The sequence below is a fragment of the Pseudoalteromonas nigrifaciens genome (assembly GCF_002221505.1).
GTDB classification, from domain to species: Bacteria; Pseudomonadota; Gammaproteobacteria; order Enterobacterales; family Alteromonadaceae; genus Pseudoalteromonas; species Pseudoalteromonas nigrifaciens.
Genome location: NZ_CP011036.1, coordinates 1221149 through 1240440 on the forward strand (window position 1 = coordinate 1221149; position 19292 = coordinate 1240440).

The window sequence follows — 19292 nt, forward strand, 5'->3', positions numbered from 1 at the left end:
ATCACAATGATGGTTATTAACTTATTAGGCTTAATGTTAATCGCGCTGATTGTTTGGTGGTTTTGGCTATATAAACCCAATAAAACAATCGTTCAAGGTAATGAAGTACTCATTGAAGTGAGGGATGGTGTGTATTCCCCATCCTCAATTCAGGTGTCTGCTAGCCAACCTGTCACTCTGAAGTTTATGCGCAAAGATCAATCCCCCTGCGCTGAAACAATGCTTATTCCTTCATTGGATATAAGCGAACAGCTTAAATTAAATGAAATTACTCAAATTACCCTATTGAACTTATCACCGGGAGAGCATGAGTTTCACTGTCAGATGCAAATGTATCGCGGTGTCTTAAAAGTCGTTTAGGAGGGCAATATGAAAAATCAACACCCTAATTTTTGGTCAACACCTACAGGCTGGGCTGCACTGGCACTTATTGCCGCAGTGACCTACTTCTTAGTGCTTGAGCATGGTCAACATATGCTGCAATTTCTTCCCTACTTGATTTTATTGCTATGCCCCTTGATGCACGTATTTATGCATGGCAGTCATGGTAAACATGGTCACGATCATTCACATGCGCCTGATAAAAAAAAGGAAGAGAGCTCTTAAGAACTCACGGATAAAAATGCAGCCTATCACGATGGCTACATACAAGGGTTAGAAAAGGCACGTAAGGAATCACATAAAAAGGAGAGCAGTGATGAATGAAACATATGATTATGGCTTATGGTCAATGGTGATACTGAACTCAGCAATTTTTATCTTTTTTGCCTTTAGTTTTGTCAAACCAAAAACATCAACTGATTGGAGAAGTCTAAGCGCGTTCTCTGCCTTTATTGTTGCCCTATTTACTGAAATGTATGGCTTTCCTTTAACTATCTATTTTCTGTCGGGGTGGCTGACGGAGACCTATCCAGAAGTAAATTTCTTTGCGCATGAAAATGGGCATTTATTACATACTTTCTTTGGATTTCAAGGTGATGCCCATTGGGACCCATTTCATATAGTGAGTATGGTGTTTATTGTTGCAGGTTTCTTTATGTTGTCTTCAGCATGGAATGTATTGCATCACGCGCAAAAACATCATCAATTGGCTACAACTGGATGGTATGCAAGGTGTCGCCACCCACAGTATGTAGCTTTCATTCTAATCATGTTCGGCTTTTTATTGCAGTGGCCGACAATCCCAACACTTGCGATGTTTCCGATCTTAGTCGTTGTTTACGTCGAGCTAGCGAAACGCGAAGAAGCACAAGCGATTGCTGAGTTTGGTTCGGAGTACCACAGGTATATGGAATCGACACCGAGTTGGATCCCAAATTTTAATAAAAGTGTAGAAGGTAAAAATCATGAAAACGTTAACTAAATCAATTTTATTTATTAGTTCACTACTGATAACCACTAGCTCATTTGCCCAAAACAATGAGCATAAACATGAAGGTGCGAACAAAGCTGATATGCATCAAGGCATGGCAATACCACATGAGAACATGGGAGAAATGCACAAAAAGATGATGGAAATGAAAAAGGAAGTCCATGTCATTAAAACTGAAAAAGATCCTGAAAAGCAACAGCAGATGATGGTTGAACATCACCGTTCAATGATGAAGATGATGCAATCCATGCATAAAAACATGGAAGAAATGCCAATGCATCAACAAATCAAGATGGCTGAACATCATTTAGAAATGATGGGGAACATGATGCCGCAGATGAACCGCAAAATGGAAGAAATGAAAGATAGCAATCAACAGCATTCACACAAACATTAGGAGAAAAATTATGAGCGATTTAAATCATAGAGTTGGCGTTAGAGAGCAAAATTTAGTTGTTCGAAATCTAAAGCTTAGCAATGTCACAGAAGAAAGCTGTGACGAGTTAGTAAAAGAAATAGATCAGCTTTTTGGTATAGATGAAGTTAGTTACAACATCAAAGAAGGTGAAATACACCTTGCCTATGATGCCGCAAACGTAAGCCTTGATGGGATTGAGGAGGTAATCCGTAAGTATGGCGCAGATGTTCATGATGATTGGTGGACACATACTAAAGAAAGTTACTATAAATTTGTTGATCGGAACATCAAAGATAACTCTGTTCATAAGCCTTGGAGTTGTCATCAAGCACCTTCGGGGGCTGGCCGGAAAAACAAATGAATTCATAAAAAAGTGTATAGATAATTAGTTAGTCAAATGAGGTAACAGTGATGAAAACACCCTATATAAAAGCTCTTTTATTGCTTACATTCGGTTTATATTTAGTGGGTTGTTCCAATACCACTTTTTATCATAAATACATGATGAGAGGTCAGGTAGTAGAAAGTTCTGATAATCGAACTCTAATCTGTATTGGTGCTAAGCATGGCGCAGAGGTTGGGCAAAAATACAGTGTTATTAGATTCCATGAAAGAATAGTATTGAGTGAAGGTGAAGATCCCTACACTATCGAAAAGGTAGGAACGGTACAAATTACTAAAATTGTGAATGATCATTTCGCAACTGTAAAGCTAGTGTCTGGTGACATTGCAGCGAAAGATATGGTGGAACTTGAAAACTAATAAAGTGGTGGCGAAAGCCACCACAAGAGCATAACAATAAAACTTAATGAAAAAACTTTAGTGTTATTTTGTACAACCTTTGAGATTGTTTGCTCAGTTCTGGTTATCTTGATGCCAGTACGACAGAAAAAATGTTACATATGAATTAGAAAGGTATGGGCTGGCATCCTAAATAGCTGTTCCAAATAGTAGATCACCCGAGGAAGGGAACTCAATGCGGTTTGCGCGATCAGATCAGTCGCCAAACATAACCAATCAACAACCGCATTGAGTATGAACAAAATAGCATTTTTATACGGCGCAGAAACCCGCCGCTTGAAGAAAATTGTACATAAAACCCGAGATAAAGACCTGTGCCGCCGGGCAAATGCGGTGTTATTGGTGCTAAAAGGTGAAACCAAGTCGCAAGTAGCCCGTGTTTTGCAAGCAGGCCGTTCATCAGTAAACCGGTGGGTAACCTGGTATGAAGCAGCAGGTATAGATGGCCTTAAAACCAAGGGTGCTGGGCGACCACCAAGTCAGCCCAAAGGCTTTATCTGCGGTGTTTTAAAACTGTTGGTGAGGACACTGGGTTATCAGCGGTCGCGTTGGAGTAGTGAATTATTCGCACTGCTACTGCATAAGCTTTACCGTATCGTTATTCATAGCTCAACTCTCAGGCGGTGGTTGCCACAAGTCGGCATCGTCTGGCGTCGTGCGGCACCGACGCTGTATATCCAAGACCCAGATAAAGAAGCTAAGTTAGCAGCCATGCGGGAGGCACTTGAAAATTGCAGCGTGGACCATCCGGTGTTTTATCAGGATGAGGTGGATATCCACCTGAATCCGAAGATTGGTGCCGACTGGGGCTTTAAAGGTAAACAGCGTAAGGTAGCTACACCCGGCCAGAATAAGAAACACTATCTGGCGGGGGCACTGCACAGCCAGACAGGACAAATCAGTTATGTTGGTGGTGAGCGCAAGACCAGTGATTTGTTTATTGCGCTGTTGGAGCAACTGAAAGGGCAATACCGGCGAGCGAAAAGTATCACGCTAATTGTGGATAATTACATCATCCATAAGAGCAAAAAAACGCAGAAATGGCTGAATGAGAACCCAAAGTTCAAGCTCTTGTTTTTACCGGTATACAGCCCGTGGCACAACAAAATTGAAAAGCTATGGCATGCGTTGCATGAAACGATAACCCGTAACCATCAGTGTAAGAACATGGATGACTTACTGGAGCAGGTATACCACTTTATGGACACAGCGGCTCCGTTCCCAGGTGGCAAGCATGGCTTGAAGCAGGTGTATCACAATTAGGATCAGTTATTTAGTCAGCAGTAAATCCCTAGCATGGACTTGCATCTGGCACCAAACTCTACGCAGTTCTTTTCCATGTGCCGCGCAAAAACTTTAGCTCAAAACCGTTCAGTATTCGGTAATGCTGAAGTGAACGTTGATGTCCGCTATTCGCTCTTTGCCGAAGTTTGGCTAAGTGCCATGAGCAGTCATTCATGATTAACTCGTTTCTGCCCCAAAGTGAGTTGCGAGCGATTGAGAACTAGCTTAGCCAAATCGTCACTTGACTTACTTTTCGTAATGTCAGTAAGGATTGAACAGGGTTGGAATAGCATAATATTGCGCAACCCCCAAGCTACTGACATAGTGAGCATCACAGTTTGAGTTAGTTAAGACCATTAGCATATTTGACTTATGGTTATAAAATGAATATAAATTCTCAATGCGTTACTATGATGTGAAATTAATTTAACGGCGCGCTATATGTATGTCAGAAAATGTCTTGAATTCAACTGCTCTTGAAGTGCTGTCAATGAAGGCTGATGAGTTTTTGATAGGTAATGATCATGAAAAGATTAAAACGTTCTTAGAACCGTTGTTAGGCGTTGATTATAAGTTTGAAAATCTCGTTGATGAAGCTCGTTTTTACTATATATTGGGTAATTGTTCAGCAGCGATTTTTAGTTACCATAAACTAGATTGGTTTTCTGATGAACTAAGTAAATCCGTTATATTTTTCAGAAAAGCTCTATACGTCATACGACAAATCAACTTTCCAACTGATGAAGAACTTTTTCTGCAAAGCTGCATTGAAACCAATTTAGGCAATAATCTAAGTTCTCAAGGTCGTGCTTTCTGCTGTATTCCATTATGGGATAATGCCTTTAATTGCATACAAAATCCTGTCTCTATAATATCTAAAGCAAACAACGAGCTTTTTCTTGCGAGTAATGTTTACGATCCTAGTCATAAGCACTACCACTACTTTACTGCATACCTACTCATAAATTTAGGTCTTGAAAGCCTTGAGCAGCTCCATCCTGAGCAAATAATTGCTTATTCAGAAAACAGCAATTTTATGAATTTTAAAGCATGGTTTGAAGATACTTTTAAACCAGAAGATTTTGACTATTTTGAGTCATTTGAAGAGGAAGTTGAGACAAGAAAGCAGGGGGAATATTTAAAGTGGTGTGGAGATAACAGGCTTTTTATAAATGATTTAAATGACGTTTGCGTATCTGAAATTGTCTATCAAGACATTATGACTCTCCCCTCTTTTTCTCAACAAATAAACTTCGTTTTATCGATGCATGAAGAGCTTATGTATCATGGAAACTTCGATGAATTAAAGAACGATTTTTGCTATGCGCGTTATCTAATTTTTTCGGCTAGAAACATACCTAGTGACCATACACATTTCTTCAACAAAACATATCCTCACGTTGATGATATGTCACACTCCATTACCAACCTAAAAGCTAGTCATTATAAAAGCGCGTTCAGAACGCTTTACTCGCTATTTGATAAAATTGCTTACTTTATCAATCGCTTTTTTGATCTGAATGATATCAAGTATGATCATAAAATCAGCTTTGACAGTATTTTTAGTGAGCTGAAAGGAAGTAAGAGCTGGAAACCACACAGTAAGCTTAAAGACAGTCAGAATTGCTTTATCCATGCCTTATTCTACATCCTGAAAGACATTCGAGATGTGAAAGATTCGACTTCTGTCAGTCGGTGGCTTGATCCTGATGCAAAGGCGTTTTCTGAAATTAGAAATGCTATAGAGCATCGTTCTTTAAAGATTGTTGATGATTTTGGTTATACCCTAACTCAATCAGGTAAAGCTTTTAAGCAATCACAGCTTGAAAAGCTTAATGGTGATATAGGTGACTTTGAAGAACAACTTCAAGAGCTGTATGGTGAAATTGCTTCGGCGAAAAAGGCTCATAATATAACTCTTAAAGCCGAACTAGAGACCAAAAAAAAATTACTTGATGAAGGTTTGCGTCAAGCACAGTCAAAAATTTATGAGCACCAAAAGCTTTCAAGTCATTCTGTGCTGATAAAAGAGAGCGAATTTGAATCAAGGCTCATGACGCTGATAAAGCTCGCTCGAAATTCGATTATGTACCTTTCACTAGCAATTCATGTAGAAGAGAAAAATAAGCCAGATAATGGTGCAGTGATGATGCCTATCGAAGTACCTTTGAAGTAGAGCATTGTATCCTATAAATATTTTTTTAGGAAAGTATGGCTGAATCATTTCTTGAATCGCCATCGACTCAGTAGACACATGTGAGCTTTTTTTCACAACTTATCCTAAGCCACTTTTGCCCAAATCCTAATCAGTAATACATCCACTATCCTCATAGTGACTTTTAAATAGGAGGTCACTATGAAACCAGAACTAAATCACAATGCTACTAGTGTGAAACGTCCTTTCAAGCTTGAAGAGATTTGGCGTATTCGCACTCGAATTGAAATTCAAAATAACTTGATGCAATTAGCTTTACTTAATTTGGCTATAGATAGCAAGCTAAGATCATGTGACTTACTCTCTTTAAAAGTTCGAGACGTCACTACTCTCGATCAAGTATTTGAAAGGGTTCAATTAACGCAGAAGAAAACTGGGATCGAAGTTCAATTTGAGATAACTCCGAGAACACAACAAAGTATTATCCATTGGATTCAAGAAGTTAAATGTAAGCGCGCAATTAAACCCACATACCAATATTAATGCTACCTATGCATAATTTACTCAGCATATTAACCTGAGGTAATTATGAATAAACAGCAAAAAATAAAACACTGGCAAGGCATTTTTGAGCAGCAAAAATCGAGTGGTTTAGCCATCATTCAATTTTGTCGTGATAACAACATTAACGCATCGACTTTCTATGTTTGGCGTAAACGCCTTTCTGACGAAACGATAAGGGTTAAAAAGCAACAGGTGATCCCGTTTGTTATTCATGAGCAAGCCTTTACACACCCTTCAATCATTAAACTCACCACACCAAACGGCTATCAAATAGACTTCGAGTCGACATTAGCGCACCAAGCACTCGCCAAATTATTGAGCGTACTGTGACACCTTGCACCCACCAAGTTTACTTGGTCACGGGATTCACCGACATGCGAAAATCAATCAATGGGTTAAGTATTATTGTCAGCGATACCCTATCTCTCGATCCTTTAAGCCAAGCGTGGTTCGTTTTTTGTAATAAACAACGCGATAAATTAAAAATTTTGTTTTGGGATACCAATGGTTTTTGGCTTTATTATCGTCGCTTAGAGCAAGGACGATTTCAATGGCCAAATCATGCTCAAGCACACGTAGCCATGGGGATTGAACAACGGCAGTTACAATGGTTATTATCTGGCTTACCGGTAAATAATAAAACCCGCCACTCAACTTTATCAGGGTTATCAGTGATATAAATTAACCAGATCGTTTTTTTTACTTGAACGATCTTTCCCATGTGTCATGCTATTAAAATGCCAGACACTATTCTCATCACCGAACTACAAAATCAGCTTGCACTTATGCAGGCTAAGCTTGATGGCTTAGAAAAAGATAAAATTTCACTGCAAGAAGATAAGGTTGAAATGCAATCGCGGATTGACCACTTGCTTGCTGAGCTTAAGTTAAGTAAATCCCAAAAATACGGTAAAAAAAGTGAAAAAGCCCCGCGAGGTACCTTCAACGAAGCGGAGCAGCATAAAACGACTGAGCCGCCTAAACACCATAAGAAAGGTAAACAAATACTGGCTGAGCACTTTGAACGAGAAGAAGTTGAGCACACCTTAACCGAGTTAACGTGTCAGTGTTGCGGTGAACAACTACATCAATGTGGTAGTGAAGACAGCGAGCAAGTGAAGATTATTCCGGCGAAAGTCAGTGTCATTAAGCACAAACAATTTAAATATGCTTGCAGACATTGCGAGCATGAACAATTGGCCAGTAAAATAATCACCGCGCCTAAACCCAAGCAGCCTATTCCTGGCAGCATTGCGAGTCCAGAAGCGTTATCGGCGGTTGTTACGGGCAAATACTGCGATGCCTTACCGCTTTATCGTTTCGTTGACATACTGGGCCGTGGCGGCCTTGAACTATCGCGCGGAACATTAGCTAATTGGTGTATTAAAGCGGGCCTGCTAATCAGCCCCTTAGTGGCAGCCATGCAACGTCACTTGCTTAGTGAGCATAGTTTATGTGCCGATGAAACCCGTACACAAGTGTTAGATGAAGGTGACAACCCTAGCAGCAATTCCTACATGTGGGTTTATCGCAGCAATGAGGTCAGCCGTGAGCCTGTCGTGATTTACGATTACCAAGCAGGTCGAAGTCGCGCTTGCGCAAAAGAATTTCTTGCCGGTTATCAAGGCTATTTACAGTGCGACGGTTACCGTGTTTATGACGGTATTGAAGGCATTACCCCTGTTGGTTGCTGGGCACACGCTAGACGCAAATATAACGATGCCTTAAAAGCAGAGTCGAAAAACAAAGGTCGAGCGCATAAAGCCATCAGCTTTATCAGCCAATTATATAAACTGGAAACCCACGCTAAAAACAAACAGTTATCTCCTCAAGCGCGGTATCAGTTACGACAAGAAAAAGCCTTACCCATATTAATGCACTTTAAAGCGTGGCTTGATGAAGCCGAAGGTAAAGTAACGGCGGGGAGTTATATTGGCAAAGCGATAAAATACACGCTTAATCAATGGCCGAAATTAATGCGGTATAGTGAAGATGGCGAACTAGGGATTGATAATAATATTACTGAGCGAGATATTCGGCCGTTTACCACTGGTAGAAAAAACTGGCTATTCTCAAAATCGGTTAATGGTGCTCAGGCCAGCGCGATACTTTATAGTATTGTGATGACCTGCCGTGCCAATGACATCAATCCTTATTACTACTTTGTGCATTTATTTAAAACGTTGCCGAATCGAGATGAGGGTGATGATGATTTTACCGACCTAATGCCGTGGAATGTGCAGCTAGACTTCGATTATAGCTAAGCGCACTGCTTAAATGCGCGCTTACAGTTAAATTGCAACCCAGTGATTATTTGTTTCGGAGTATACGCCGCTCCAATCAACCAATAAGCTATTCATATTACAGGTCTATCATCAGGAGCTGGGCTGAGCAATTAGGACTTGATTGCAAATTTGGACAGCATGATGTGCATGAACATCATTATCAGGACTGATTCCGATGTAAATCGCTTTGTAGGGCCACATATGAATATGCATGGCTGACTCAGTATCAAAAGTTCAGGCTATTGATTTTTGCCTTATAAATCTACACAAATGACGAATGTTAGCCGATAGATACAAGTTAAGGTGAGCGCGCACAGTGAAATTGTGTTCTTCTTACAATTTTAAGTGTGTAAATAATTTAAAATACCACAGTCCCTAATGGTTTTGTCTTGGTCACACGATGACGCCATATTTTCGAGTGATGACTTTAATACGTTTAGCTCTTCAATGCGAATAATGACGTCTGATAAATGCTTAGCTATTAACGTATTGATATTTGAACAGCTCTGATCTGGCCTCGAACGACTGTCCATTAGCGTTTTTACTTCCATGATAGACATATCTAATGAACGACACTGTTTGATAAACAGGAGTTGTTCAATAGTCCCCTTGTCGTAGACACGATAATTTCCACTTGAGCGCTTAAGCTCAGGCAAGAGCCCCTTCTTTTCATAAAAACGAATGGTCTGAATACTACAACCTGTCGTCTTTGCGACATCACCAATTTTCATTTTTTTCTCCTAACCGTTGACTCTATACCAAGTATAGACTTTATACTCATACTATTCATCAGTAAAGAGTGTGTTTCTAATGAGCGGATGTGGGTGCGAAGTTGAAATAAAAGACCAGTCTCAACGACAGGTTTTGTATTGGCTTTTGGGAATAAACGCGACAATGTTTGTTATAGAAATGGGGATCGGGTTGCTTGCTAATTCAACCGCATTAATAGCCGATTCACTTGATATGCTCGCCGACGCAGTTGTCTATGGTGTTGCCCTTTATGCTATTGGTAAATCGCTATTGCACAAAGCCAATGCGGCTAGAATTAGCGGCTTTTTTCAGATGGCACTGGGTGTGTTGATTATCATTGATATTGTAAGACGGTCAATTTACGGTAGCGAACCTGTATCGGGACTAATGATGGCTATGGGGGCAGTTGCACTGGTTGCTAATGTCATTTGTCTTGTGATCATACGCAAACAAAGAAATGAAGAAGTGCATATGCGGGCAAGCTGGATATTTTCAGCCAACGATGTGATTGCCAACTTAGGTGTTATCTCTGCTGGCGCTTTGGTGTTTTGGCTCGATTCTCGATGGCCTGATCTGGTTATCGGTGTGATAGTTTCGTGCGTTGTGTTGCGCGGGGCAAAAATGATCCTCGAAGATGCTGGAAATGAAAGACAGCGAGCGCTTAATGCGCAAAGTTGATAAGAAAATGCCAATTTTTAATTGCACATCAAAACTGCGTAGGTTGGCATGGCTACTTATTACTTTGCTCATGTGTCAATCGGGCTTTTCGTTCGCCGCTCAATGCGATGAATACTCTAAAACGTTTTTGTCCATCGACGATTTATCAATATAACTCACCTTTGCCCCAAAACGTGTTGAGGCGAATGCCTCAAAAGAGCGAAAACCAGTCATTGTAGTTCGAGCAATTTTACTTCGTATTGATATACTAATGTCATGATTAAAGTTGATTTTATGGTTGGACGATGAAAACAATAGGCAAGTTGGCTAAAGAACTTGATATAGGCGTAGAAACTATACGGTTTTATGAGCGGGAAGGCTTGATAAAACAGCCTCAAAAACCTCAAAATGGTTATCGTGTCTATGACGACTCAATCACCAAACAATTACAATTCATCTGTAAGGCCAAAGCACTTGGCTTTACTCTAAAAGAAGTGGCTTCATTGATGTCAATGGATGGCGATTGTGCCAAAGTAGAATCCCTAGGCTTGCTGAAATTGAACGTAATTCAAAATAAGATAGCTGACCTTCAACGCTTAGAAGTCGTCATAAAAGAAATGACTAATTCATGCCGCAACAATAACGATCAATCCCACTGCCCAATAATCGATTCGCTAAAATAGTATTGACTCCGTACCTACCTACGGAGTTCATACTCAAATCATTCAAATAATGTTAGACGTTAAAAATGATTAATAAGATTTTAGATAAAGTTAGCTCAGGTGGTGTTTGGCTTGCGGCTCTTAGTTGTACGGGGTGCTTCCCCGCACTCGGCTCGTTAGCATCAGCATTAGGATTAGGCTTTCTCTCTCACTTTGAGGGAATTGCTGTAAATACCTTGTTACCTATATTTGCAACTCTGGCATTGTTGGTAAATTTGTATAACTGGTATAAAAACCAAAATCATGCGAGAGGTATTCTTGGGGTTATTGGCCCTATAGCGGTTTTGTTAACCCTCTATCCACTATGGCAATACGAATGGAGCACTTATTTGTTTTATGTAGGTATTTGTTTGATGATTGTAATGTCCGTATTAGACATTGTTAAACCTTTGAAGGAGCAAACATGCAAAGTATAGAGTTAAATTCTACCATTACTTGCCCTGAGTGTGGCTTCAGTAAAACTGAAGAAATGCCAATCAACGCTTGCCAGTGGTATTATGAATGTGAATCTTGCAAAGTTCTCCTAAAGCCTTTGAAAGGCGATTGTTGCGTATATTGCTCTTATGGAACAGTGAAATGCCCGCCAATTCAAGAAGGTCAAAGTTGTTGCGATAGCTAAATGACAGTCTATTAATGGCAATGAGAAGGCATAAAAAGAAATAGTGAAATGTCAGCAATCGTATCATTGCAGCCTTTATCACTAAGTCACTCAAGGGCTGCTTTTGGCACAAACCAGAAATAGCTTCCAATGAATTCTGTATTTAAATTTTAGGTTTAAGCTGGGCTCTAATTAATAAATCATAATCTAATTGCAACACCTTGCTTAAATTCAAATTATTCTTAAGTTAACGCAAATTTTCAATTTAACTGGTGCTGGCCTAATAAAGGCTCATATGAGAACCAAATAGCCAACTTATTAAATGGAAACTAAAAAATGTGGCTGTTAAAAGGTTTATACTAACTAAAAAGTAACTACTCTTAGCTATGACTCAGTTTTCTCTTTATAGTCACACAAATCCTCGATTATACAGCTTCCACATTTTGGTTTTCTCGCTGTACACGTATAGCGCCCATGTAAAATAAACCAATGATGGAGGTTAAACATAAACTCTTTTTTATTTGGCGTATTTTTAATTATGGCCTGTTCTGTCTGCTCAACAGTTTTACCTTTAGCGTAACCCGAACGGTTTGCAAGACGTTGGATGTGAGTATCTACTGCTAAAAAGTATCTACCTTCATTATCCTTTAGCCAGCCAAACGCGGTGTTGAGTACTACGTTTGCGGTTTTTCGGCCGACGCCTGGTAGGGCTTCTAGTGCTTCTCGGTTTTCGGGAACTATGCTGTTGTGTTCATCCACCAAAATTTGGCACATTTTATAAACGTTTGCGGCTTTAGAATTAAATAAGCCGATGGTTTTTATATAATCTCGCAGTGTATCGTGGCCTAAATCTAAAATGGCTTGTGGTGTGTTAGCCACAGGGAACAACTTTCGAGTAGCTTTGTTAACGCCTACATCGGTTGCTTGCGCTGAGAGCGTTACAGCGACAAGTAACTCAAACGGGCTTGAGTATTCAAGCTCGGTTTCTGGATGCGGGTTATCGTCGCGTAAGCGAGTAAGAATTTGGTGGCGTTTTTCTTTATTCATATTACTTAAGCGCACACCTTATTAATGTGCGCTTTTCCTTTAAGTTAAGCTAGTAACACGAGCACGAGGGCCTTTTTCAGGCTCTGGTGGGGTAACTTGTTTTGACTTTATTTGTGCGTCAATTACATTTTTAGCGGCAATAAGTAGCCCAAGACCTAAAAAGGCACCCGGTGGTAAAATTGCGAGTAAAAATTGATTATCAAAGCTAAATACTTCAATGCGTAGGCTTTGTGCCCAAGGGCCAAGTAACAAGTCGGCGGCATCAAATAAAGTGCCTTGCCCAATTAGCTCGCGCATTGCGCCTAAAACAACAAGCACAATCATAAAGCCCAAACCCATCATTAGCCCATCAAACGCCGATAAGTGAACTGGGTTTTTAGATGCGTATGCTTCAGCGCGACCAATAATGGCGCAGTTAGTAACAATTAACGGAATAAAAATACCTAACGACTGATAAAGCCCATAGGTATAAGCGTTCATTAATAGCTGCACTATAGTTACAAAGCCGGCAATAATCATGACAAATACCGGTATACGAATATCTTTAGGTACCCAGTTTCGCACTATTGATACACTAATGTTAGAACCTACTAAAACAAGCAGTGTAGCCAGCCCTAAGCCAAGTGCGTTAGTAACTGTAGACGTAACAGCAAGCAATGGGCAAAGGCCTAATAGCTGTACTAGGGCAGGGTTGTTGACCCACATACCGTCTTTATATAGTGTTTTTAATTCACTCATTTAGTTACCTCTACACATTGGGCATTAGGTGCTGCAAAAATAGCATCAAATTCACTTTGAGCAAATAATACGGCATTTTTTACCGAGCCAACCACAGCGCGAGGTGTAATAGTTGCACCGGTAAATTGATCAAACTGGCCACCGTCTTTTTTAACCGCCCAACGTGCATCGCTACTGCTTTGTACAGTTAACGTTTTAAAGCTAGTGATCCACGGTGATTTTTTAACTTCTACTTTATCGCCTAGGCCTGGAGTTTCTTCGTGCTTAGTGGTACGCACACCGGCAATATTACCATCACTTAAAACCGCGGTTAGTAAGTTAATATCACCACTGTAACCACTTGGCGTTACGTGCCTTACAATAAGGGCTACAGGTTCATTGTTTTTACGGGCACGGTAAACTATTTGATTAGCGTAAGGGCCTAGTCGTTCATCTGAAATAATAACGCAATCTGTTGTTAGCTCGTTGTCGTAAGTACTCGGGTCGAGCACTTCTTGTAATTGTGAAGTAAGGTGCAATAGCTCTTGCTCTGCTATTTTATCGGCGGTAAGCATATTAATAGAGGCAACCAGCCCTGTAGTCACTAATGCAAAAGCAGTTAAAATAGCGCCGTTTTTAGCCATAGAGGATAGTATCATTTTGCTGCTCCGTGGCCATAAGTGCGCGGCTGTGTGTAGTAGTCAATTAAGGGAACAGCAATATTGAGCAGTAATACACTAAAAGCAACAGCATCAGGGAAGCCACCAAAGGTGCGAATTAAATACACTAATAAGCCAATAGCTGCGCCATAAATTAAGCGCCCTTTATTGGTGGTGGCAGCCGACACCGGATCGGTAGCAATAAAAAATGCAGCCATCATAGTGGCACCACTTAATAGATGAAGTATTATGCCAGGCTCTGTACCGGGCGCTGCTATATAACCTATGCCACTGCACAGCGCTAAGCTTGCAATAAAACTTACTGGGATATGCCAGTTAATTATTTTTTCTTTTAAAAGGTATAAACCACCGGCTAAAAAGCCTAAGTTAACCCACACCCATCCATGTCCAGCCCACTCATTAAATATCGGCTTTTGCATGCTTTCGGTTACGGTTAAACCATGGGCAATATCTGTTTTAATAGTGTCCAGTGGGGTTGCCATAGTAATGCCATCTATACCTGCACGTACTTGATCTAAACTAAAACCGGTGGCAGTAAAGTCGGTAAAAACAACCCTAAGCTGCTCGGTAAAACCAATCGGAGTATTTAATAACTCGGTAATTGGCATCCACGCGGTCATTTGTACCGGAAACGAAATTAATAATAATACATAAGCGGCCATAGCAGGGTTAAATAAATTAAACCCTAAACCACCATAGAGCTGCTTAACTATAACGATGGCAAATAAACAGCCAATAATAACTATCCACCAAGGGGCTAATGGCGGAATGCTCAATGCAAGTAGTACTGCGCTAAGCCACGCGCTGCCATCACTTAACGCAGGCCAAACGGGGCGTTTGCGAAGTAGCATTACTGCAGCTTCAAATACACTTACAGCAATCAGCGCTAATATGAGCTGAATAAGCACACCTGTACCAAAAAAGATGATCTGAGCAATTAGCCCAGGAATACACGCAGCAATAACGCAAAGCATTAATCGGGTTAACGATTTATGGCTATGGCTGTGAGGCGAACTGGCCATGGTTAATTTCACGACTGATCATTTCCTTCTTTTTGAGACTTTTTGGCTTTTGCTCGAGCAATAGCAGCAGCTACTGCGGCTTTTTTCTTGTCATCGTTCGCTTTAGGCTCGTCGGCTTTAGTACTAGATGCGGCGTCGTTATTCTCAACAGCGCTCGTTACTTGCGCATCATCAGTTGTACTTTCAGCATCGGCTAATGCTTTTGCGGCCTTTTTCGCTTTGGCGCGAGCAATGGCTGCGGCTACAGCGGCTTTTTTGTCATCAACGGGTACATCGTTTTGCGGTGTATCGTCAGTTGTACTTTCAGCATCGGCTAATGCTTTTGCGGCCTTTTTCGCTTTGGCGCGAGCAATGGCTGCGGCTACAGCAGCTTTTTTGTCATCAACGGGGGCCTCGTTTTGCAGTGCATCATCAGTTGTACTTTCAGCATCGGCTAACGCTTTAGCGGCTTTTTTCGCTTTAGCGCGAGCTATGGCAGCGGCTACAGCAGCTTTTTTGTCATCAACGGGGGCCTCGTTTTGCAGCGCATCATCAGTTGTACTTTCAGCATCGGCTAACGCTTTAGCGGCTTTTTTCGCTTTGGCGCGAGCAATGGCAGCGGCTACAGCAGCTTTTTTGTCATCAACGGGGGCCTCGTTTTGCAGCGCATCATCAGTTGTACTTTCAGCATCGGCTAACGCTTTAGCGGCCTTTTTAGCTTTAGCGCGAGCTATGGCTGCGGCTACAGCTGATTTTTTATCATCAGGGCTTGCTGGCTCATCACTTTGTGCTTTTTGCTCTTTATATTGTCGAGCTTGTTCTTTACGCAATGCGCGTTCTTTTGCTACTTCGCTATTATCAGGTTCAAGTGCATCGCCTTGTTGCTTTTTAGCTTTAGCACGGGCAATAGCAGCGGCTACGGCTGATTTTTCATCGCTATTAGCTGATTTACTTTTAACTCTTGCTAAAGCATCGGCTACTTTTTGTTTTTCGTCTGGTGTTTTAACTGCAGGCTTACGTTTATGGCGATTTTGTCGCTCAGCTTGTTCGCGATCAAGGCGCTCTTTTCGCGCATCAAAACGCTCTTTAGCACGATCTGCTTTAATTTTTTCTGCCTGCTGCTCTTTTATTTCTACCTTGGCTACCCGGTAGTACTGCACTAGCGGTATTTCACTTGGGCAAACGTAGGCACACGCGCCGCATTCTATGCAGTCAAACAAATTGTGTTCTTGTAGTTTGTCGTATTCTTTTGACTTAGCAAACCATTGTAATTGCTGAGGTAATAAAGAAGCAGGGCAAGCATCCGCACAGGCACTACAGCGTATACAGGCTTTTTCTGGGCCGGGCTCTGCAAGCTCTTTATGATCGGGCGCGAGTATACAGTTAGTGGTTTTTACCACGCCAATACGAATTGTTGGTAGGGTAAAGCCCATCATTGGGCCGCCCATAATTACTTGTTGCTGTGGTACAGGCGAAAAACCTTGGCAATCGAGCAAGTGCTTTATTTCGCTGCCTAATAAAGCCCATACATTTCCGGGTTTATGAATAGTATTACCCGTTACTGTGACTACGCGCTCAATTAAGGGTTTACCTTCATAAACAGCTTGTTGTATAGCAAATAAAGTACCGGTGTTATGTACCAGTATACCAACATCTGCCGGAATGCCATTATTAGGTACTTCGCGATTAGTAAGCAGTTTAATAAGCTGTTTTTCGCCACCAGAGGGATAAATAGTGGGCACTTTTTGCACCAATATTAAGCTATTATGCTCCGCTGCTTGTATCATTGCAGCAATTGCTTCTGGCTTGTTGTCCTCTATACCCACAATGCATAACGTAGGATTGAGCAGTTGTTGCATTAGCTCAATACCTTGCACTATTTGCTTGGCATGCTCGCGCATTAGCATGTCATCAGCTGTTATATAAGGTTCGCACTCAACCGCATTAATAATTAAAAACTCGATAGGTTGCTTAGTATCGGCTTTAACATAAGTTGGAAAACCAGCGCCTCCCATACCACTAATGCCCGCTTGATGAATAATATTAACAAGTTCATCGTGGCTTAGCGTTGCTGGGTTTTTAATTGGGTTAAGCTCGCACCATAAATCTTTACCATCGGGCTCAATTATTACACTAAGTTCAGGTAGGGCCGAAGGGTGCGCCGAAGGCATTAACTTTATGTCGGCTATTGTGCCTGAGGTTGGCGCATGCATAGGCACCGACCAGTTAGCTTTAGGTATGGTTAAAGCTTGGCCTTTTAAAACGTGCTGACCTTTCTCAACAATAAGTTTACCGTTAGCACCTATGTGTTGTTTAAGTGCAACTACGAGTTTGTCGGGTAATGGCAAGCGAGTAATACTGGCACTATTAGAGAGTGATTTTTGTTGTGGTGGGTGAACGCCGCCAGGCAATGGCCAAACGACCCCTTTTTTTATTTGTTCAAGTAACTTATCCACTCAAACCTCTAATCTATTTGTGTAACGGGAATTGCATTTAACTGCCATTTCCAGTTTTGTTTAGTTTCGGCTACAGGGAGCATATCAATGCAATCTACAGGGCAGGGCTCTACGCATAAATCGCAGCCAGTACATTCGTCAATTAATACAGTATGCATTTGTCGAGTTGCACCAACAATGGCGTCAACTGGGCATGCTTGTATACACTTGGTACAACCAATGCATTCGTCTTCGCGAATATATGCCACAGTTTTAATTGGTTCAGCTTGCTCTCCGCCAGCTAAGGGCTTGGGATCAACGCCCATTAATTCGGCGAGCTTTTTCATAGTAGCTTCGCCGCCAGGTGGGCATTTGTTTATTTCGTCGCCATTGGCAATCGCTTCGGCGTATGGCCTACAGCCAGGGTAGCCACATTGGCCGCATTGAGTTTGCGGTAAAATGGTATCAATTTGCTCAACAATAGGGTTACTTTCTACCCGAAAGCGGATAGCGGCAAATCCTAAAATTAGGCCAAAAACTAATGCCAGTGAGCCTAGTGCTATTAATGCATAAAACAAGGTCATATTAAAACTTCACTAATCCGGTAAATCCCATAAATGCCATCGACATTAAGCCTGCGGTAATTAAGGCAATAGAGGCACCTTTAAAGGGGGTAGGAACATCGGCCGCTGCAAGGCGCTCTCGCAGGGCAGCAAACAATACAAGTACTAACGAAAAACCAACTGCGGCACCAAAGCCATAAACCGCCGACTGTAAAAAGGAGTGATCTTCTTTAATGTTAAGTAATGCAACGCCTAGCACAGCACAGTTTGTGGTTATAAGGGGTAAAAAAATACCCAGCAAGCGATATAAAGTAGGGCTTGTTTTACGTACTACCATTTCGGTAAATTGTACTACTACAGCAATCACTAAAATAAAGCTCATGGTACGTAAATAGGTAATATCCAACGGTATTAAAATATATTGGTTAACTAAGTAGCTGGTTACAGAGGCAAGGGTAAGCACAAAAGTGGTAGCCAAAGACATACCTATAGCCGTGTCTAGTTTACTCGACACGCCCATAAACGGACACAAGCCTAAAAATTGTACTAATACAAAGTTATTAACCAGAACAGTGCCAATCAATAACAATACATATTCTGTCATGTGTGCCTCGCGCTATTAAAATCCAATGCATTATCCTTTTTTCTGCCGAGATAAACAACATGTGGAGTAGTTATCAGTCAAATAAATAAGGTAAAATAATTAACGCATAATGAAGATGTAAAATTACTGTAATTTGTTTGTAGAGTTTATTTAACGTTATGGTTTTAGTATGGGTGACAGTACTGAAAATAAAGCAAAAAAGAGCAACAAGTGCTCTTTTTATTAATTAAATAACCTGAACTTGGGTTAACTACGCCCTTATATCAAATGTCTTTAGGTTTTTCTATGTAGTAACCTTGTACACCATCTAAGCACAGGGTTTCTATAATGTGCTTTTCTTCTTGGCTTTCGACCCCTTCAGCAAAAACACTTACACCAATCCTGTGTGCTAAATCGACCATTAAGCGCATAAAATATTGATTGTTTTTATCATCTTCTAGGCCGCGGGTATAACTGGCATCCATTTTAATAAAGTCTGGTTTTAAATCGCGGAAAAACTTAAACGATGTTAAGCCAACACCAAAACGCTCAACTGTTATGCGAGCACCCACGCGATGAATCATGTCAATAAAGCGTTTACTCGCTTTAATGTTTTGTGTACGCCCGACATGGGCATTGACTTATGGGGTGAAAGTCCTC

23 protein-coding genes and 2 pseudogenes are annotated in these 19292 nt (G+C 41.0%); 16 read left to right on the forward strand and 9 right to left on the reverse strand.

Annotation, left to right across the window (positions count from 1 at the left end; genetic code table 11):
• Positions 1-6 precede the first annotated feature (6 nt).
• From PNIG_RS05900 to tnpC, 12 genes and pseudogenes are all read left to right on the forward strand, one after another.
• Positions 7-360 (forward strand): cupredoxin domain-containing protein, encoded by a 354-nt coding sequence (locus PNIG_RS05900; RefSeq protein WP_004589267.1) that lies wholly within the window; start codon positions 7-9, stop codon positions 358-360.
• A gap of 9 nt (positions 361-369) precedes the next feature.
• Positions 370-606 carry a DUF2933 domain-containing protein gene (locus PNIG_RS05905; RefSeq protein ID WP_089367991.1) on the forward strand — a complete coding sequence of 79 codons (237 nt, stop codon included), beginning with the start codon at positions 370-372 and terminating at the stop codon, positions 604-606.
• A 91-nt stretch (positions 607-697) separates the two neighbouring features.
• The gene (locus tag PNIG_RS05910) at positions 698-1363 is read left to right on the forward strand and encodes a methyltransferase family protein (RefSeq protein WP_004589269.1); all 666 of its coding nucleotides are present in this window, start codon (positions 698-700) and stop codon (positions 1361-1363) included.
• The gene (locus PNIG_RS05915) at positions 1347-1769 is read left to right on the forward strand and encodes a hypothetical protein (protein ID WP_004589270.1); all 423 of its coding nucleotides are present in this window, start codon (positions 1347-1349) and stop codon (positions 1767-1769) included. The genes PNIG_RS05910 and PNIG_RS05915 overlap by 17 nt, the downstream gene beginning before the upstream one ends.
• Before the next feature lie 10 nt (positions 1770-1779).
• Positions 1780-2151, forward strand: a complete 372-nt coding sequence (locus PNIG_RS05920) for a heavy-metal-associated domain-containing protein (RefSeq protein ID WP_028834964.1) — start codon at positions 1780-1782, stop codon at positions 2149-2151.
• A gap of 50 nt (positions 2152-2201) precedes the next feature.
• Entirely contained in the window at positions 2202-2552 is a 351-nt protein-coding gene (locus tag PNIG_RS05925; protein WP_004589646.1) for a hypothetical protein, read from the forward strand.
• A 273-nt stretch (positions 2553-2825) separates the two neighbouring features.
• A complete protein-coding gene (locus PNIG_RS05930) occupies positions 2826-3854 on the forward strand; it encodes an IS630 family transposase (RefSeq protein WP_004589647.1) in 1029 nt (342 codons plus the stop codon).
• Between the two features lie 466 nt (positions 3855-4320).
• Complete coding sequence (locus PNIG_RS05935; protein ID WP_089367992.1) at positions 4321-6051, forward strand: LA2681 family HEPN domain-containing protein; 1731 nt, start codon at positions 4321-4323, stop codon at positions 6049-6051.
• A gap of 180 nt (positions 6052-6231) precedes the next feature.
• Positions 6232-6537: pseudogene (locus PNIG_RS05940) on the forward strand (site-specific integrase); the annotation flags it as partial.
• 81 nt (positions 6538-6618) lie between these two features.
• Positions 6619-6924 carry an IS66 family insertion sequence element accessory protein TnpA gene (tnpA, locus tag PNIG_RS05945; protein WP_010555472.1) on the forward strand — a complete coding sequence of 102 codons (306 nt, stop codon included), beginning with the start codon at positions 6619-6621 and terminating at the stop codon, positions 6922-6924.
• Positions 6921-7274 (forward strand): IS66 family insertion sequence element accessory protein TnpB, encoded by a 354-nt coding sequence (tnpB, locus tag PNIG_RS05950; RefSeq protein ID WP_254910727.1) that lies wholly within the window; start codon positions 6921-6923, stop codon positions 7272-7274. The genes tnpA and tnpB overlap by 4 nt, the downstream gene beginning before the upstream one ends.
• Before the next feature lie 39 nt (positions 7275-7313).
• Positions 7314-8858 (forward strand): IS66 family transposase, encoded by a 1545-nt coding sequence (tnpC, locus tag PNIG_RS05955; protein WP_086960352.1) that lies wholly within the window; start codon positions 7314-7316, stop codon positions 8856-8858.
• A 362-nt stretch (positions 8859-9220) separates the two neighbouring features.
• Here the strand turns inward: tnpC and cadR are convergent, their stop codons facing one another.
• Entirely contained in the window at positions 9221-9610 is a 390-nt protein-coding gene (gene cadR, locus PNIG_RS05960) for a Cd(II)/Pb(II)-responsive transcriptional regulator (RefSeq protein WP_024606396.1), read from the reverse strand.
• A gap of 79 nt (positions 9611-9689) precedes the next feature.
• On the opposite strand from cadR, the gene PNIG_RS05965 reads away from it, so the two are divergent.
• From PNIG_RS05965 to PNIG_RS20135, 4 genes are all read left to right on the forward strand, one after another.
• Positions 9690-10307 (forward strand): cation efflux transmembrane domain-containing protein, encoded by a 618-nt coding sequence (locus tag PNIG_RS05965; RefSeq protein WP_089367993.1) that lies wholly within the window; start codon positions 9690-9692, stop codon positions 10305-10307.
• 284 nt (positions 10308-10591) lie between these two features.
• Positions 10592-10969: a MerR family transcriptional regulator gene (locus PNIG_RS05970; protein WP_010557530.1), complete on the forward strand. Its 378-nt coding sequence runs from the start codon at positions 10592-10594 to the stop codon at positions 10967-10969.
• Positions 10970-11034: 65 nt separating this feature from the next.
• Positions 11035-11424 (forward strand): organomercurial transporter MerC, encoded by a 390-nt coding sequence (gene merC / locus PNIG_RS05975; RefSeq protein ID WP_024601094.1) that lies wholly within the window; start codon positions 11035-11037, stop codon positions 11422-11424.
• A complete protein-coding gene (locus tag PNIG_RS20135; protein ID WP_089367994.1) occupies positions 11412-11627 on the forward strand; it encodes a GDCCVxC domain-containing (seleno)protein in 216 nt (71 codons plus the stop codon). Before merC ends, PNIG_RS20135 begins: the two co-directional genes overlap by 13 nt.
• Before the next feature lie 363 nt (positions 11628-11990).
• Here the strand turns inward: PNIG_RS20135 and nth are convergent, their stop codons facing one another.
• The 8 genes and pseudogenes from nth to PNIG_RS06020 form a co-directional block, all read right to left on the reverse strand.
• Positions 11991-12653 carry an endonuclease III gene (gene nth / locus PNIG_RS05985; protein WP_089367995.1) on the reverse strand — a complete coding sequence of 221 codons (663 nt, stop codon included), beginning with the start codon at positions 12651-12653 and terminating at the stop codon, positions 11991-11993.
• A 39-nt stretch (positions 12654-12692) separates the two neighbouring features.
• The gene (locus tag PNIG_RS05990) at positions 12693-13391 is read right to left on the reverse strand and encodes an electron transport complex subunit E (protein WP_089367996.1); all 699 of its coding nucleotides are present in this window, start codon (positions 13389-13391) and stop codon (positions 12693-12695) included.
• Positions 13388-14029 carry an electron transport complex subunit RsxG gene (gene rsxG, locus PNIG_RS05995; RefSeq protein ID WP_089367997.1) on the reverse strand — a complete coding sequence of 214 codons (642 nt, stop codon included), beginning with the start codon at positions 14027-14029 and terminating at the stop codon, positions 13388-13390. The genes PNIG_RS05990 and rsxG overlap by 4 nt, the downstream gene beginning before the upstream one ends.
• A complete protein-coding gene (gene rsxD / locus PNIG_RS06000) occupies positions 14026-15084 on the reverse strand; it encodes an electron transport complex subunit RsxD (RefSeq protein WP_089367998.1) in 1059 nt (352 codons plus the stop codon). The genes rsxG and rsxD overlap by 4 nt, the downstream gene beginning before the upstream one ends.
• A complete protein-coding gene (gene rsxC / locus PNIG_RS06005; RefSeq protein ID WP_089367999.1) occupies positions 15081-17507 on the reverse strand; it encodes an electron transport complex subunit RsxC in 2427 nt (808 codons plus the stop codon). Before rsxC ends, rsxD begins: the two co-directional genes overlap by 4 nt.
• 8 nt (positions 17508-17515) lie before the next feature.
• A complete protein-coding gene (gene rsxB / locus PNIG_RS06010) occupies positions 17516-18070 on the reverse strand; it encodes an electron transport complex subunit RsxB (RefSeq protein WP_011327790.1) in 555 nt (184 codons plus the stop codon).
• Position 18071: 1 nt separating this feature from the next.
• Entirely contained in the window at positions 18072-18653 is a 582-nt protein-coding gene (gene rsxA / locus PNIG_RS06015; RefSeq protein ID WP_011327791.1) for an electron transport complex subunit RsxA, read from the reverse strand.
• Between the two features lie 263 nt (positions 18654-18916).
• A pseudogene (locus tag PNIG_RS06020) lies at positions 18917-19258 on the reverse strand (EAL domain-containing protein); the annotation flags it as partial.
• Between the last annotated feature and the right edge of the window lie 34 nt (positions 19259-19292).